Raw genomic sequence first — 15,526 nt, 5'->3', positions numbered from 1 at the left:
TTCTTTGGCTTCACGGTCTTTGTCCGCTGTTTTTTCACAACCAGCAACCAAGGTCGCTAAAAGTGCTGAAATTATAATTAAGGCTGAAAATCGCTTTATTGAGATCATGAATATTACCTCTTTAGTATGTGGTTAAAGAACTTGGTTGAAACGTACCCCTGCGAGCCTGTACAGATGCCGCTGCTTCTTTGGCTTCGCGATCTGCCAGGGCTTGGTTGCGTGTTGCAATAACATTTTGTTGTGAAATTAAAAGTCCACGAATTTGCAAAAGTTGGTTTGCTTGTGCGCTTGCCAATTGATTTGCATAGCCAATGGCTTGTAATTGGCCGGTCGCACCTTGTGCTGATCCTTGCAAGGTCTCTAATGTATTAGCGTCATTCACCATTAAGGTTTGTTGCTGATCCAACCCGCGAAAGAGTGCGTCATTGGCTCTTTTTTGTGATTCAGACCCCAGATCTGCCGAATTCTGTAATTCTGCCCATTGGGCAGGCGTACAGCCATTAGGCGAGTAACAAGGAGAATTTCGATAGGATGCGGTGTCGTGAAAAGTGCCAAGATATGCGTCCGTGCTGCCGAGTCGATTTTTGTACACACTGAGAGTGTCAATATTGTTGCGTAGCTGGGTCATTGTTGCGCTAGCGGCATCCCACGTATTCATAGATGGTACTTGCGTGTTTTGCAGCATATTTTCATATTGCTGCAACTGCGTTTGATACTGTTGAACTTGTTTAAGGGTTTGCGAAACAAGTTCAACAGAACTAACCATATTCTTTGCTAAATTTGCGGCATCAAAAACCGGAATACCAGCAATGGCTTGTGTTTTGACACCAAGATGGCCCAAAAGCAACACACCTAACAAAGCAATCTCAAGAGATAATTTTTTAGTGATCTTCATAACTATTAATTCCCCTTAGAGCTTATAATCAAATGATTGATACGGCTTGGAAAACGTCATGTCCTTTGTCACCATAACATTGAACCGATACCCTGGCCTAATCTCCAGCGTTGGCGCAATGTTCATGTTTTTTGCTATCAATTGAGCACTGACTTGCCCAAACTGTTGTCCTAAGGCTTCACTCATGGCACTGCTTGCAGTTTGAGCCGTGGTGCCAGTTTGATCTGGTTGGCTCAACGAAATACCAGCAGTTATCCCCGACATAAGAAAGGCCGAAGAAAATAGACGTACATAATGATTATTGACTTGATCCTTGACGCCTGCATACCCGGCACTATCCGAACCAGGCATGGAACCAATATCCATCGCCTTGCCGTCAGGGAAAACAATACGTTGCCATGCAATCAATATCCGGGCTTGGCCATACACTACGTTACTGTCATACTGACCCACGAGGCGCGAACCTTGCGGGATCAGTAAATATTTACCCGTTGGGGTGTCATATACGCTTTGGGCGACTTGTCCGATGATCTGCCCAGGTAATTCCGAATTGATCCCTGAAATCAAGGTCGCTGGAACAACAAAACCAGTCCGCAACTCATAAAGTGAACGAGGTGCGTCCGGTTGAGAATCAAGCTGCCAGCGGTCACCATTCCCATTTTTGTCAAACTGAGCAGCATTTTTAGGGCTTCCCTCTGCCGCTGTCTGCAGCAGTTGCGGCGCAGCAGAGCCGTCACCAGAATTACCACCGGGCAAAAGGCCTGAACTTTGAATCATAGCAAGGCGGGCTTTATAGGCCGCTGTAGGATTATTATTAGTGCTATTCTCAATTTGTTGCCGAGCTGCCGCCAGTTGATTTTCTGTTTCCTTACGAGTATTGGGTTGGCCGTTATTTGTGATGTGAGTCGCCGTGAAGGTTAAGCTTGTCTTAGCCTTCACGGCTTCTTCAAGGGCCTGCATTTTTTGAGTTCGAAGCCGATCTCTTTCAATATCGTCTGGCCCACGTTGCTGTAAGCTTTGAGAGGTTTGAGAAGTCGGAGGCTTTGGTGGTATGTCCATATTATCAGGCCGAATGATTGCGACCGGGGCCGATAACCCAGGGGCGGTCGCATTTAGTTCTTCTGGCATAACAAGCGGAGCGGCAACGGCCTTTGATTCGATAATCCCGTTTTGTTGAGCGCCAACAATTCCTTTAGCGTATTTAAGGGCGCTATCAACCGGGATTTCTTCTTTAGTTTGAACTGGTCTATTTTGCTGTGCAGAGCGGTCAGCAGCAACCAACACTATTATAAGCAAAAAAAAGCCCAGCATTCCAACGCCGATGTAGACAGGCAGATTATTGACACGGCGCACACCCACTCTGCCAGGTGAAGCATTAGGGGCCATTTGATCATCGTTAATTGTGGTCATGATACCTACTCCTTTCGAATCCAATAGCTTGCCGGGAAGATCGTGTCGTCTTTAAGTTGATAGACGCGAGACAATGATTGTTGGTTAATCAGCAACGTGATCCGGTATAGGTCTGAGTCTTTGGTTTGATCCATGATATACGATAGAGATAACCCGCCAGGCGTCGAAAGAACCACTGGTGGAGAGTTAACAACGGCAACGGTTGGCTTGGGATCTGCTTGCACTCCTGAAAAGATATCAGATGAAGAGTTGACAGCGGTCATGGTTGGTTTGGATTCTGCTTTGACCTCTTGGACGGCATACCCTTTAGTCCGCATGGTTTCCACAAGGTGAGTACCAAAAAAATCTGTGTTGGTGTGCTGTAGGTCAAAACGGGTACTGGCCGGAGGGTATAGTTCCACGAGCTTTTGCACCACATCATCAATAATCTTCATGTCGGTGTCATGCGTCATATTATACGGCACAAAATTACCATACGGTGTGGGAGGTGCAGATGCACACCCAGCTAAACCGACCAAAAGCAACGTAACCCAGAAAAATTTATTCATATCATTTCCCCTTGGTTATGGTTACGCGGTCTTGGTTGCTACCGACGCCGGCAATCAAGATGGCCTTGTCGAAAATCGTATCGACTATATAACGGTCTTTTTGCACCCGATAATTAACCATTACGGTATCATCGTCTGAAAATACGCCACCATCCTTACGCACGACCAAGAGGGTTGGCGCTTCGGTTTGGGCCATTGCAGACGACATTTGAATAATGGTCTTAGTCCCATCGTTATAGACTCTCACAGGCTTCCACGACGCAACTCCTGTAACATCATAATCAAAATCCAAGTCGCCCAAGTATTCACCAGTCTGGGGAATGGTGTTTTCTTCTTTAACTTTCTTTTCCTGGAGTCTAATCATATCGAACTTGGCAAGAGCATCTTCGGTGTAAATAAAACTCACACGGGGCATAAATTCGGTACGATGTGAACGTAAGTTTATGTGATATGTGCGCCGGTTGGTGGTGACAACAAGAGAAGTTTCAAGCCCTACATCTAATGGTTTCAGGATAAGATGTTGAACCTCGTTCGCGCCAACCCCGCTTATTGCCGGTTCGACCGTGAAACGCGGATCTCCCACGTTCAAGTTGTTGACCTGTTCGCCTGGTTGCAACGCTACATCACATACTTGCAGCACGGCACATACTACATTTATTTGTTGCGCTCCATAAACATACACAACAGCACCTTCGGGACCAGGAACGGGCTTCATCCCCGTAGCACTGGCTTCTTTCCATTTATTGGCAATTTCAACCGCAAATTTTTCTTGCGGATTTAGTGCCTTTTCCTTGGTGTCAAAATAAACCTTTGCCGGATTGTCAGCGGCAGATGCAATCACAGGGGCAAATCCCAAAATCAACACGACAAAATAATGTACGAAAAGATACTTTTTCATAGCTCAAGCCTCTTAAAGTTGTTTCGACCAAGAAAAATCACGAACGTATATTCCAAACGGGTTATTTCGTAATTGTTCTTCGGTGGTTTGTGGGGTTGTCCCTACCGTTTGGATTGTAACAAGTGCCCGCATCCGGAAAGGTTTGTCTTTTAAAATTCCTTGGCGGTCACGAGCGGTTTCAATCCAATCTACTTGCCAAGTGTCCGGTGTCTGCGGAATGATCGAATCAATTTCAATACTCACCATTTCTTTTTCTGCCCGCTTGAATGGGCTACTTTCATCTGTGCCATTCAAAAATTCGTTAGCCTTACCAAATGCAGCTTCTTTCGGTGACAACATCGAATAAACGAAGAGTACAGCCTTACGCTGAAGGCTGGCGTCAGGCGACACTAGACGGAGATCCGAAATAAATGATGCTAAGCTGGCATGTATGATACGAGGATCCGTAGCGTTGGCACGTTGGGCCGGAGCGACAACAACAAATTGGCCCAATTTATCCACCTCAACCACATAAGGTTCAATTTTCGATTGACTGCCAATGTGGATCATCCCACCAACTCCGGCCAGGGCGATGAGCAACGACAAGATACCGAGTAATTGCCACATTTGGCGAGCTGCCTTATTGGCGGCTGTTTGATCATTCCAGGTTCGACGAGCGGCCAGATAGGGGTTTTCATTTTCCCCTTGGCGTCGCCCTCCTACTAACGGCTCGTGAGTTCGTCGCTGATCTTCGTCAGCGGATTTCTTTTTTAATAACCAATTCATGATATCACTCCAAAGTCGTTAAGATTCAAACCTCTGTTCTCCAACCATTTATGGACCCAATTAGTACCAAAATTAGCCTCCAGAGATTGGATTGCAGCAATAGATTCCTTGTCAGTTGCACCTACAAAGGAAAGGGCAAGCGGACCGAGGGCAAGATCATATAGGCGGCGTCCGGATTCCGAAACACAGTAATATTGACGCTTAGGAATAGCGGTCGCTAAGATTTCAATTTGTCGGGTGTTTAGGCCCATGCGCCGATAAAGGGCGGAAGTGTCTTCATCGCGGGCAAAGATGTTGGGTAAGAATATCTTGGTGGCCGTGGATTCGACGATTACATCGAGAATGCCACTATTAGCCGCGTCAGTGAGACTTTGGGTCGCTAACAACAAAGAACAATTCTTTTTTGCAAACGATTTGAGCCATTCCCTGATTTTGTCGCGAAATACCGGGTGCCCAAGCATGATCCATGCTTCATCGAGAATGATAACGGCAGGCTGGCCGTGCAAACTTCTTTCAATTCGCCGGAACAAGTACAACAACACCGGCAAGGCGAATTTCTCGCCCAAATTCATGAGTTCTTCGATTTCAAAGGTGGTAAACGTAGAAAGTGATAGACCATCTTTTTCCGCATCGAGTAGGTGGCCCATCATGCCATCAACGGTATACTGTCTGATGCCGTCACGGATGGCTTCATCTTGTATGGTCAAAGAAAACTCGGAAAGGGTTTTGGCGCCGCTATTATGCATACTCATAATAGCGTTACCAATTTCATTGCGTTGGCTCGGTGTGGTTATCACACCGTTAAGCGCAAGGATGGTGTCGATCCATTCCATCACCCAAGCGCGATCCCCTTTGGTATCTAAAAACTGCAAAGGACAAAACGAGAGTTTACTGTTATCCGCTGCCACGGAAAAATGAGTACCGCCGACCGCTTTGGTAGTGGGATACATCGACATGCCTTTGTCAAAGGCATAAATCGACATGCCTTCATACCTCAAAAACTGCATGGCAATAATCCCAAGGTGGGTTGATTTGCCGGTTCGGGTGGGGCCAAACATCAACGAATGCCCTAAATCCCGAACATGCAGGTTGAAGCGAAACGGTGTGGCTCCATGGGTCACACAGTGCATCAGTGGCGGGGCCATAGGTGGATACATTGGGCAAGGCGCGTAATTTGATCCTGTCCAAATGGTGCTTGTTGGCAGTAAGTCGGCCAGGTTCAAGGTGTTAATGAGCGGTCGCCGCACATTCTCCACCCCGTGACCAGGCAGTGAACCTAAGAAAGCATCCAGTGTATTGATAGTTTCAGTTCGGGCGGTGAACCCTAGCCGATTAATGGCCTTTTCGATTCCCTGCGCCGCTGCTTCTAGCTTAGTGCGATCTTCGTCCATCAAGATCACGACACTGGTGTAGTAGCCTTGGGCGATCATTCCACTATTTGTTTCAGCGATGGCGGCTTCAGCATCAGCGACCATTAACATGGCATCCTGATCAATCGTGCCAGAATTTGTGTTAAAAACTTGATCAAAAAAGCCACGAATTTTTTGTTTCCATTTTTTGCGGTATTTTGACAGATGTGCGATGGCTTCATGAGAATCAATGAAAATAAAGCGTGATGACCAACGGTATTCACAAGGTTGTTCGCCCAAAGCTGTCAAAATGCCTGGAGTTGACTCCAAGGGAAAACTGTCAATGGCAACAACTTGAAGAAACATTCGGCCAATTTTGGGCACCACCCCGCCCCACATTTCTTGTCCGCCTATGAGCATATCTAAATACATCGGATTATTGGGCAGAATCACCGGATGGTTTAAGCCGGTTGTACAGAATTGCAGCCATCTCAAAAATTCGTCATGGGTGACGGTCGTTCCATCTTCATTGACGATCTTTTGGCCACGTAAACGAGATAACTTTAGCGCCGCCGATAGGCGCGATTCAATATTCACACAATCTCTTTTAAACTGATCAATCAAACCCTTTGTTCGTTCTTTGTGATTGGGGGTGACGGCATCATCATCGAACATTAGTTCGATGAATTTCTTTTGCGCCAATAAAGGCGGGAAATAGGTAACAACCAGTACAAAATACCCCTCGTACATGGTGCCAAATCTTTCAAACAATCTGCGCCGTTCTTCGTCAATAGCTGCCGATACCGGGTCAGGAAAATGTGAAAGTGTTTTCTCCATATAATTCGGAGCAGGTCGTCTAACTGCATCGACATGGATCATCCATCCGTTGCCGAGATTGGACAGTGCTTGATTGATCCGTAATGATGCTATTTCCCGTTGTTGATCGATACTACTGGCGTTGTCTTCGCCTTCATAAATCCATGCGGCCATAAACGAACCGTTTTTACCAACAATTATGCCGTCATCAACTACTGCTGCATAATTAAGCAGATCGGCGAAACCTGCCGCTACCGAGCGATGCTTTTGCAATTTCGCTTCGACGTTGACGGCACGGATCCGCGTAAACAAAACAGTCAACAGCATTAAACCCAGAGTTGAAATGGCAATTGTAATATATGCAACATTCATCGGTATTGTTTCCCTTGGCTATCCGGATTAAGCCTAAAAGGTGTACTGTGAGCGGCATAATACGCCTTATATTTGCGGTGCCGCAGGTACACAAATCTCATTTTAGGGTCAGATTTCGCCATTAATCGGCACAAAAACAACGAACCGAACCACAATATGAGTCCAAACACCGTGGCTCTCAGTTCTTGAGCACTAAAAATAAGAGCCGATGCCAGCAGACCTGCAAACATAACTAATTCACGATCCCCCCCCATGAACAAGTTATGTCTATGAGCAACCCGCCGGATGGGGATCGTGCGAAGGCTCATAGTTATGCCACTCTTCCAGTTGCAAACATGGCAACGGCATTGGCTTGATGAATCAATGAATCACTAAGCACAGCGATTTCAGCACCACGACCGAAGAAGTTGCCCATAACATTTTGAGCACCAACCAGCAGCGCCATAACCAAGACAAGGAAAATCAAAGTTCTGAAAAACCCGTTAAGATCACCACCAAAGATTAAAACGCCACCGGCAATTACGATACCGATAAGAGAAAGGGAGAATGCCACCGGACCAGTGACGGAGGTTCGTAAGGCCGTCAACCAATCTTCATACGGCAACACGCCACCGGCACCAACAGCCGCAGAAACATGTTGAGGGACCAAAACCATAAAGGCTAAAAGCCCTAATAAGCCGAAAAAGATGAAGGATTGTCGACGGGAACGAGGTGACTGCTGCATGGGTTTACTCCTTGTAAATTGTGATTGATATTTTAACGTGATGAAATATCGCGTTGGTTATGAATTGTGCTCTTGCGACCGGAATAGATAACGACCGTTTTCGTACCCGGAAACTTCGATAATATCTTGAATACAGCGACTACCATCTATGGTTCGGGCAATGTGAACAATTATTTGCACGGCCTCTGCTATCAATGATTCTATATTGGATGGAGCTGAAGGGTTCCGGCTTATTAACGATTTTAAACGAGTCAGGCCGGAGGTAGGATTGTTAGCGTGAAGAGTTGCCGCGCCGCCTTCATGTCCTGTGTTCCAGGCATCCAATAAGTCTAACGCTTCCGGCCCGCGTACTTCACCGACCAATATCCGGTCTGGCCGCATCCTTAGGATGGTTTTAAGAAGAGCTGTCATCGAGACGTCAAATGACGTGTGATACTGAACAAAATTTGTGGCGACACACTGAAGTTCCCCGGTGTCTTCTATAATGCAAATCCGTTCTTTAGGGTTACTCAATACCATTTGATTGATAATGGCATTGACCAGTGTGGTCTTACCTGAGCCGGTTCCACCTATCACCAGAATATTACGGTGATTATTAACGGCATCAATCAACGAATCACACTGAGTACTGGTCATGATCTCAGCCTTGACATATTCTTCGAGTGTGAAAATTGCGATGGCCTTCTTACGAATGGCAAATGTTGGTGCGGAAACAATAGGTGGGATCTGACCCGCAAAACGCGAACCATCAAGGGGTAACTCCCCCTCAATAAGGGGCGAGGTTCTGGTAATTTCTTTGCCGTGATAACCCGCCACAGTTTTTATGATCGCCTCCGCCTGTGCAAAGCGTAGCTTACCTATACACCTCATTCCTTTTCCCAAACGTTCCTGCCATAGTTGACCATCAGCGTTGAGCATAATTTCAACGGTTGTGGGATCATGAAGCGCCCTTAACAGTGTCACGCCCATATCTCGCTCAAGTTTTTTCTTGGCTCGTTCTTTAATACTGGTATAGGTATCATCTATTTCTGCCATGTTTTCCTTTTGTTAATACCTGGTACTGGTATAGTTCTAAAAATTACCTATAATTATTGTAAATCTGATTAAAAGTTTTGTATAAAACATGACAAGCCGAATTTTTCCAGCGCCATTTGTTTTTACTGAAGGGAATAATAATTTATAAAAATATTTCGGGGATTGCTTGTATAACGAATTCGACTGCTTTTAACAATAAGTTACCTACTATTTAGCTGTCTTTTTTTGTGTCGGGATCAGTAAGTTGTTCAAATTTTTTTAAGCGCATTTTTTCTATAATTTTCTGTGCTTTTACAATCTTTTCCGCAGCCAATATATCTGCATCTTTACCACTTCCTGTTTTGGTGCCAAATTCTTTGTTAAGGAGATATTCGAGAACCAAGGAATTACCCCGCAGGCCTTTGAGCCAACTATGTTGCGCGGGAAGTACAAAAGTTACTTTTTTTTGCGCTGATGATGTCGTCATAAAAAATCCTGTTGGTGGTTAATTTGTTATGTATCCCTGCATTTTTTGCAGCAACATAAACTATGCCTAACTCTCCAACAAGCGTAAACCTACACACCTCTTTACTTCAACACCACTATACCACTAAACCACTAAAAACGGCTATGTGCAAGAATATAATTTTTCGGCATTATTTTTTTGATAAATCTAAAAAATAATAAAAAGCATTACCATCTTGCACATGTGCTGCACATGTACTATTATCTGACATATAGGGGTATTTTCCTTTGATCACATATAGTACGGAGGTTTACAATGGGAACACCAGCACATCAAGAAACAATGCTAAGAAAGCCAATACTTATGCTACCAAGCATGATTGCCAAAGTTGACAAAATCGCAAAAAAGAGAAAGGCCTCTTTTGCCGAGATCGTCAGAAAAGCTGTTGATGCTTTTGACGACGAGGCTTCAAAGAATGATGTAATGCTCCTGGAGACTTTAGCGGATTTACTTATTGATACAGCAAAGAATGTTACGGATCGCATGAGTGAGGTTGAGAAAAAAATGGGAATAACACATGCAATTTTAAAGGAGGGCCAAAGTGGGAATTAGTGGAAAAATTATGGAGGCTTTAAAATCGGGGATCTTAATGAATGAACGCTTATCTATATTTATTGAAAAAGTTGACCGTATGGATGATGATTTGCGAAATTTGAATTCCAGATTAATCCGGCTAGAAACAATCGTTGAAATTGCTAAAAGTCAACCGCAATTAGAAAAAAGAGGATGATGAAAAAGGTCTAGACTTTGATAAAGAAGCAAAAGGCCAAATTTTTCTTTCAATACCAAAACCTGGCAAAACATGACCATTATGACACCACAAGATTTTTGGGTCTTAATGGAAAAACAGAAAATGAGGCGCCTGAAAGACTAAACTAACAAAAAAATTCTATGAAAAAAATTATTGCTATCATCAATCAAAAAGGTGGTGTCGGTAAGACCACCACCTCGCTCTATTTGTCCCGCGGACTGGCTCAAAGCGGAAAAAAAGTCCTTCTGATTGACCTGGACCCTCAGGCCCATTCAACCATCAGTTTGGGCTATGATCCTCATGAGATGAAGTACGGTATTCATGATGTGCTTCTGCGCCGACTACACTTAAAAGAAGCTATTCTACCCACGGAAATCACCAATCTCTCGCTGGTCTCCTCTCATATACGCTTGGATAAAGCCGAACTGGAGCTGATCCATGACCCCTTGGGCGCCACTAAGCTCAAGAACACCCTCAAAAAACTGGATGCTGACTTTGACTTTATCGTGATTGATTGCCGCCCAACGCTTGGCACATTGACTTATAATGCCCTCTTTGCCTGCCACATGGCCATAGTGCCCTGTGATGTGTCCCGTTATTCCTTGGAAGGGATGCTTGATCTCATGGACACTATTCGCAACATCGAGGAGGGATTAAACAGTGATTTTATAATAAAGGTATTATTGAATCGTTTTGATAGTCGCAAAAAGGTGTCCAATGATTGGTTTTTACAACAACTTGATAATCATCGAGGTTTGCTGTTAAATACCTTTATCCGTGTCTGTGAGCCTTTAAATCAAGCGCACATGACTAACGCCTCCGTCTTGAATATCGACCCTAAAAGTTCTGGGGCGTTAGACTATAAGCAACTAACTCATGAGATTTTATCTTTATGTCAAAATTAGCTAATCAGATTAAACAGGGTGGAGCGGTGATTCGCCGTCGTCAAACCGAAGATCATCCCTCGGCATTCTTAACGGTCAAGGAAGGGCGACTTTTTCGTTTGGCCTTGGACCAAATTTTCCCTAATCCTGATCAACCTCGCAAATTTTTTGATCAAGAGAAGCTGGCAGAATTAGCTTCGTCTATCCGTGACCAAGGTGTACTGCAGCCCATTTTAGTTCGGGAAGAAAGATTGGCCGATGACGATTCTCGCTATATTATTGTCGCTGGTGAACGGCGTTTCCGGGCCGCAGGCCTGGCAGGCTTAATCGAAATCCCCGCCTTGATTACCATGGGCGATCCGGATGAAATTGCCATTATTGAAAACCTCCAGCGAGAAAACTTAAAACCGGTCGAAGAAGCCGAGGGCTTGGCTAAGCTCATGGCCAGCCATGGCTATACGCAAGAAAAGTTGGGTGAAGTTGTTGGCAAAGCCAAATCAACTGTCTCTGAGATTCTCTCTCTGACGAAATTGCCACAAGCGATTCGAGATGAAGTTCGGAGCTCCGAACTTTCTAAAATGGTACTGATTGAAATTGCCAAACAAGACAGCGAAGAGATGATGCTATCCTTGTTTGACCAAATAAAACAGGGGGGGTTAAAAGGCTATGCGGTCCGCAAGATAACTCGTCAGACCAAGGAGCGGGCGCATCACTCCAAGGGCGAACTATTTTTGGGTAAACTGCAGGAATTAAAAAAGACTTTGCGGAAAATGGACCGCCAGGACATTTCAGAAGAAGAGAAGACTACCTTTTGGCAAGAGTTCGATGATCTTCATCACCTTCTCACCAAACTGACAAAATAGAGACATCCTTTACCATCGCCATTGCGATAACCTAAAAGTTCGGAGCTCCGAACTTTTAATGTTTTTGTTGCTCCTCGATCCATTCCTCCAGACTGAGCAGGTTGTTTTCTTCAGCAATTTTGCTGCGCAATTCAAGCTTGGCCATCATTTTTAATCCTATGCCTCGGCCATGTTTTTCTATCGCCCTTGCTTCTGCTTCCTTTTCCATCTGGGCGAGTAGCTCGTCACTATAACTTCTCTTTAAACGATCTATCTCTTGATCTTTATAGTTTTGATACTCAGCCGCCAAGCGTTCTTCTTCTTTTTTTTCTAGTTCGTGTTGCCGCGTTTGAACCCTTTCTATATCAAAAATGCTTAGTTGATCTTTGATATCATCCGTGATGGCCTTTCTCGTATAAGCCCCAATGTCGTTTATTTCACCCGCGCGTACCCGTCGCTCAACATGTTTTAAATTTTCCTCAATTTGACATTCAGGATACTTCTTAAGATACTCTCTGGCCTGACTCGGGTGTTGGTTAAACTTTTTAATCAACTCCTCGTATAGCTGCTTATTGCTAATCGCCTCTGGCTCTGGCAATGCTTTTTGTTTTTCTTCTTTGCTGTTGATAAAAAACTTAATTTTGTTTACCCCACGGCCTTTCTTTTCCGTCTCATAAGACAAGCGCAGGTCAGTTTTTTCATTAATCTCTTTTATGGAATGTTCCAGCACCTTCCGCCGAAAATCGGCATATAACTTATACTCATCTTCTTTTATTCCCAGAAGTTTCCGCAAATCAACCAAAAGGAAACTTCTCTCTTTAAACAGTTCTACCTGTTTCAAGAGCTCATAAATCCTAACAGAATACGCACTACGCAAACGAATAACATGCAGAAGCGAGTATTTAGTATATCTTTCTTTCAGTTTTAGAAGATACGGCTTTAGCTTTGGGTCAAAACTGATCTCGACAGAGCCGTTTTCTTCAATATATTCAGCTGAGGACACCCAGCTTATCTGCAACAAACGACGATTTTCTAAATCCTCTATTTCAAGGACTCGGGTAATTAATTTTTTGGTAACTTTTTTTACTTCGCTATAAATTGATTGCCCTTTATAACCCATCATCTTTGCAAATTCTTTCACATCAAAAACATAACTTTTAAAATCCTCATCATCGCCGTTGATCAAGGAAATCATCAGCAATAGAACCCGCTGTTCTTGGAGACTCAACCGATGCGCGGATTCAATCAATTTGTTGTGCTTATAAATCAAGCGACTAGCAATTTCTTTTTCCAAGGTAGTATTCCATAATTTATTGGTTTCAATCAGATTTTATAGATATGGCCATATTATACATAGAGCATGACTTAAAAACAAGTAAGTCATATTTAACACCAAATTGGTCATAATTCAGGCTATTTTTAATCTTTCAGGCAGAAATAAAAAGATTACCAAACAAAGTATTCCTTATTATGGGGGTATTTATTTAATTAATGACTAGGTGTAAGATTTTATGATGTTTTTCCCAAATGGTCATAGTTAAATTTCCCAAATAGTCATACTTCGTTCCCAAATGGTCATAGTTACCTCCCCAATCTGTCATACTTCGTTCCCAAATGGTCATATTCCATCCCCAAATGGTCATATTTTGCACACTAAACCCATTGATTTCATTGAAAAAAAAAGACGCCAAATATATATGTAAATATACTATGTAAAACAACAACTACTTTTCCCCTTTTCCCAATTAGTCATAGTTCGTGGAAAAATCTCTTTTTTATCTGTTGTTGTTTTTTATTTTTTAATAAAAACAATCATCGATTCTCTCACAAAACATACTCAAGACAGTCACTATCTGCCTTTAGCATGTCAATTAAATCCAATGCTCAACGAGATTCAATCTACCCACTTGTGTCAATCGGTCTTATGCTTAAAAATATAAGAATCACAACAATTGACGGGCGACTGGAAAAAACAATCCAAACCACCTTTCAGAATAATAATGACTACTAAATTACTCAACAAAATAACTATTTGAGAAAATTAGAAAATTTTACCCCTTGGAGTTATACTAAGCTGCTTGGCGGTGCAAATTGGGGTTAGACATGATAGAGTTGCACGGATTAGAGAACAGACTTTAAAACAAAAAAATAGCACACAGATTTCAACGAAGCTGTATGCTATCTGAACGTAGACCAAAGGGCTACCAACGCAGCCATTAATGATAAACTTGCTGCTACCATATTGAAAATGCCAATCCGCCGAGCATTTTTGATTTGTAGAACTATGGGAATCAAAGAGTCTTCAATTTCATCCTTTACAAGCCTTGTTGCTGTTTTCGCACTTTCTTCCATAATTTTGCCCATCGCGTTTTTGCTTGCCGATAATGAAGCGTTAAGGACGCGCTCGGCCATACCTTTTGCAGTATCCCCCCACCGAAGTGCTGAGTCTTCCATTTCGCTCTTGTATTGATTGAGCAAATTTTGTTGTGCTTTGGCGCTGTCTTCGAGCAGCCGTTTGTTAATGGTATGCAAGATCATAATAGGATCATCTTTTGAAAGAGCAACGCCATGTTTTTGGGCTATTTCTATAAAAAGTTTTTCAATATCGTCAGCCATCATAATACCTTTGCAATATCAAGTTGTTCAAATAACTGATTTTTTATAATTTTAAGTCGTTGTCTGGTCATAATTGTTAGGGATTCCATCCCTATCGCTTCATCAAACGTAAGACGCTTTTGAAGCATAGCGTTTAAATCATAGCCAAAGGTTTCTTCTTTAAGGTCAGGAATATGAACAATGGCTGAAATTCTGGCTTTGTGGGTAGTGTAAACTTTAATTTGTTCAAAAGTTTTGCCTTCATATTCGACTGGCCCCCAATAAGGATTAAGCCAAACGACAAACAGGACTTTGGTTGGGAATTGACTGACAAGGTGAGCAAAGCCATTCACTGTGTCAAGGAAAGCTTGTCCTCCAGTAATAACCGTGTGTATCACCGTTTCGTGTCCCATTTCTGAAAGTAATTCTGTTACTCGATTGGTAATAAGATAATGCGTCAACTGGACAAATGAGCTGGCCCCATTATCGATAATTACATCATTTTTTGATGATGCCACAAGTTCAATAAGTTTATCAAAATTGCGCGGATTAATTTCATTTGCTTCCATTATATCCAGATGCGTTACACCTAAAGCCTTATACCCTTCAAAGGTACAATTAACTGGATCTGTGTCTATGCAAAGTGGTGTCTGTCCTTTGAATATTTTATATTGCGCGATTGTAGCGGCGATCATTGATTTTCCAACGCCGCCTTTACCTTGTAAAATTAAGTGGATTTTTGCCATTAGATTAATTCCTCTTTATTTGGGATAGGGTTGAAAGTGAAGCCTGCTGGAGTGGTTGACTTTGTGTTTTTATTTGTTTCTGGTTTGCTATCGGAAGGGTTTTCTTCAGAGATTATTTTTTCTATTTGAGGCTGAAGAATTAATTTATTTACATAGTTCATAAACGTGGCGTAACAAAATGTGACCCGCTTAGACTCAACCATATCGGTCCATATTGTTTTGGCGGAATAGCCCGCGTCAAGGGCTTCTTTCACATCATTTTTGATGGCTAAAAATATAACCTTATTTACGCCTTGTTTTGTCGGTGGTTTGTTTTTAGTTCGTTCGGCAAGGTGATCCAAATAGCTCTGAGCTTGTTTTTTTTTATCCATAGCTTCGCTCCATTATTATT

18 protein-coding genes are annotated in these 15,526 nt (G+C 43.0%); 4 read left to right on the top strand and 14 right to left on the bottom strand.

Annotated elements, in window-relative coordinates; genetic code table 11:
- Positions 1-121: 121 nt before the first annotated feature.
- The 10 genes from trbJ to FP815_14360 all read right to left on the bottom strand — a co-directional run bounded on the left by trbJ (position 122) and on the right by FP815_14360 (position 9,278).
- A complete protein-coding gene (trbJ, locus tag FP815_14405; GenBank protein ID MBA3016119.1) occupies positions 122-895 on the bottom strand; it encodes a P-type conjugative transfer protein TrbJ in 774 nt (257 codons plus the stop codon).
- A gap of 15 nt (positions 896-910) precedes the next feature.
- Positions 911-2,281, bottom strand: a complete 1,371-nt coding sequence (locus FP815_14400; protein ID MBA3016118.1) for a TrbI/VirB10 family protein — start codon at positions 2,279-2,281, stop codon at positions 911-913.
- 29 nt (positions 2,282-2,310) lie between these two features.
- Positions 2,311-2,853: a conjugal transfer protein TrbH gene (locus FP815_14395; GenBank protein MBA3016117.1), complete on the bottom strand. Its 543-nt coding sequence runs from the start codon at positions 2,851-2,853 to the stop codon at positions 2,311-2,313.
- Between the two features lies 1 nt (position 2,854).
- The gene (gene trbG / locus FP815_14390) at positions 2,855-3,751 is read right to left on the bottom strand and encodes a P-type conjugative transfer protein TrbG (GenBank protein ID MBA3016116.1); all 897 of its coding nucleotides are present in this window, start codon (positions 3,749-3,751) and stop codon (positions 2,855-2,857) included.
- Between the two features lie 12 nt (positions 3,752-3,763).
- Positions 3,764-4,516, bottom strand: a complete 753-nt coding sequence (locus tag FP815_14385) for a conjugal transfer protein TrbF (GenBank protein ID MBA3016115.1) — start codon at positions 4,514-4,516, stop codon at positions 3,764-3,766.
- On the bottom strand, positions 4,513-7,053 hold the full coding sequence (locus FP815_14380; GenBank protein MBA3016114.1) for a VirB4 family type IV secretion/conjugal transfer ATPase: 2,541 nt from the start codon (positions 7,051-7,053) through the stop codon (positions 4,513-4,515). The genes FP815_14385 and FP815_14380 overlap by 4 nt, the downstream gene beginning before the upstream one ends.
- Positions 7,050-7,361 (bottom strand): conjugal transfer protein TrbD, encoded by a 312-nt coding sequence (locus FP815_14375; protein ID MBA3016113.1) that lies wholly within the window; start codon positions 7,359-7,361, stop codon positions 7,050-7,052. The genes FP815_14380 and FP815_14375 overlap by 4 nt, the downstream gene beginning before the upstream one ends.
- A 2-nt stretch (positions 7,362-7,363) precedes the next feature.
- The gene (locus tag FP815_14370) at positions 7,364-7,777 is read right to left on the bottom strand and encodes a conjugal transfer protein TrbC (GenBank protein MBA3016112.1); all 414 of its coding nucleotides are present in this window, start codon (positions 7,775-7,777) and stop codon (positions 7,364-7,366) included.
- Positions 7,778-7,834: 57 nt separating this feature from the next.
- Entirely contained in the window at positions 7,835-8,812 is a 978-nt protein-coding gene (gene trbB, locus FP815_14365; GenBank protein ID MBA3016111.1) for a P-type conjugative transfer ATPase TrbB, read from the bottom strand.
- A gap of 211 nt (positions 8,813-9,023) precedes the next feature.
- Entirely contained in the window at positions 9,024-9,278 is a 255-nt protein-coding gene (locus FP815_14360) for a hypothetical protein (GenBank protein MBA3016110.1), read from the bottom strand.
- A gap of 294 nt (positions 9,279-9,572) precedes the next feature.
- On the opposite strand from FP815_14360, the gene FP815_14355 reads away from it, so the two are divergent.
- The 4 genes from FP815_14355 to FP815_14340 all read left to right on the top strand — a co-directional run bounded on the left by FP815_14355 (position 9,573) and on the right by FP815_14340 (position 11,815).
- On the top strand, positions 9,573-9,869 hold the full coding sequence (locus FP815_14355; GenBank protein ID MBA3016109.1) for a hypothetical protein: 297 nt from the start codon (positions 9,573-9,575) through the stop codon (positions 9,867-9,869).
- Entirely contained in the window at positions 9,859-10,047 is a 189-nt protein-coding gene (locus FP815_14350) for a hypothetical protein (protein ID MBA3016108.1), read from the top strand. The genes FP815_14355 and FP815_14350 overlap by 11 nt, the downstream gene beginning before the upstream one ends.
- A 161-nt stretch (positions 10,048-10,208) precedes the next feature.
- Positions 10,209-10,973, top strand: a complete 765-nt coding sequence (locus FP815_14345; GenBank protein MBA3016107.1) for a ParA family protein — start codon at positions 10,209-10,211, stop codon at positions 10,971-10,973.
- Positions 10,961-11,815 (top strand): ParB/RepB/Spo0J family partition protein, encoded by an 855-nt coding sequence (locus tag FP815_14340; protein ID MBA3016106.1) that lies wholly within the window; start codon positions 10,961-10,963, stop codon positions 11,813-11,815. The genes FP815_14345 and FP815_14340 overlap by 13 nt, the downstream gene beginning before the upstream one ends.
- Before the next feature lie 55 nt (positions 11,816-11,870).
- Here FP815_14340 and FP815_14335 read toward each other — a convergent pair whose 3' ends face one another.
- The 4 genes from FP815_14335 to FP815_14320 form a co-directional block, all read right to left on the bottom strand.
- A complete protein-coding gene (locus tag FP815_14335) occupies positions 11,871-13,121 on the bottom strand; it encodes a replication initiation protein (GenBank protein MBA3016105.1) in 1,251 nt (416 codons plus the stop codon).
- An 851-nt stretch (positions 13,122-13,972) separates the two neighbouring features.
- Positions 13,973-14,413 (bottom strand): conjugal transfer protein TraM, encoded by a 441-nt coding sequence (locus tag FP815_14330; protein ID MBA3016104.1) that lies wholly within the window; start codon positions 14,411-14,413, stop codon positions 13,973-13,975.
- Positions 14,410-15,135, bottom strand: a complete 726-nt coding sequence (locus FP815_14325; protein ID MBA3016103.1) for a conjugal transfer protein TraL — start codon at positions 15,133-15,135, stop codon at positions 14,410-14,412. Before FP815_14325 ends, FP815_14330 begins: the two co-directional genes overlap by 4 nt.
- Complete coding sequence (locus tag FP815_14320; GenBank protein MBA3016102.1) at positions 15,135-15,476, bottom strand: traK; 342 nt, start codon at positions 15,474-15,476, stop codon at positions 15,135-15,137. Before FP815_14320 ends, FP815_14325 begins: the two co-directional genes overlap by 1 nt.
- Between the last annotated feature and the right edge of the window lie 50 nt (positions 15,477-15,526).

This window comes from Desulfobulbaceae bacterium, from assembly GCA_013792005.1.
GTDB lineage: Bacteria > Desulfobacterota > Desulfobulbia > Desulfobulbales > VMSU01 > VMSU01.
This window is presented reverse-complemented; position numbering and strand designations above follow the sequence as displayed.

Coding starts and splice junctions, on each gene's coding strand:
- FP815_14370 (MBA3016112.1), bottom strand. CDS start 7,777: ATGCAGCAGTCACCTCGTTCCCGTCGACAATCCTTCATCTTTTTCGGC.
- FP815_14330 (MBA3016104.1), bottom strand. CDS start 14,413: ATGATGGCTGACGATATTGAAAAACTTTTTATAGAAATAGCCCAAAAA.
- FP815_14380 (MBA3016114.1), bottom strand. CDS start 7,053: ATGAATGTTGCATATATTACAATTGCCATTTCAACTCTGGGTTTAATG.
- FP815_14325 (MBA3016103.1), bottom strand. CDS start 15,135: ATGGCAAAAATCCACTTAATTTTACAAGGTAAAGGCGGCGTTGGAAAA.
- FP815_14340 (MBA3016106.1), top strand. CDS start 10,961: ATGTCAAAATTAGCTAATCAGATTAAACAGGGTGGAGCGGTGATTCGC.
- trbJ (MBA3016119.1), bottom strand. CDS start 895: ATGAAGATCACTAAAAAATTATCTCTTGAGATTGCTTTGTTAGGTGTG.
- trbG (MBA3016116.1), bottom strand. CDS start 3,751: ATGAAAAAGTATCTTTTCGTACATTATTTTGTCGTGTTGATTTTGGGA.
- FP815_14400 (MBA3016118.1), bottom strand. CDS start 2,281: ATGGCCCCTAATGCTTCACCTGGCAGAGTGGGTGTGCGCCGTGTCAAT.
- FP815_14385 (MBA3016115.1), bottom strand. CDS start 4,516: ATGAATTGGTTATTAAAAAAGAAATCCGCTGACGAAGATCAGCGACGA.
- FP815_14355 (MBA3016109.1), top strand. CDS start 9,573: ATGGGAACACCAGCACATCAAGAAACAATGCTAAGAAAGCCAATACTT.
- FP815_14375 (MBA3016113.1), bottom strand. CDS start 7,361: ATGAGCCTTCGCACGATCCCCATCCGGCGGGTTGCTCATAGACATAAC.
- FP815_14395 (MBA3016117.1), bottom strand. CDS start 2,853: ATGAATAAATTTTTCTGGGTTACGTTGCTTTTGGTCGGTTTAGCTGGG.
- trbB (MBA3016111.1), bottom strand. CDS start 8,812: ATGGCAGAAATAGATGATACCTATACCAGTATTAAAGAACGAGCCAAG.
- FP815_14360 (MBA3016110.1), bottom strand. CDS start 9,278: ATGACGACATCATCAGCGCAAAAAAAAGTAACTTTTGTACTTCCCGCG.
- FP815_14345 (MBA3016107.1), top strand. CDS start 10,209: ATGAAAAAAATTATTGCTATCATCAATCAAAAAGGTGGTGTCGGTAAG.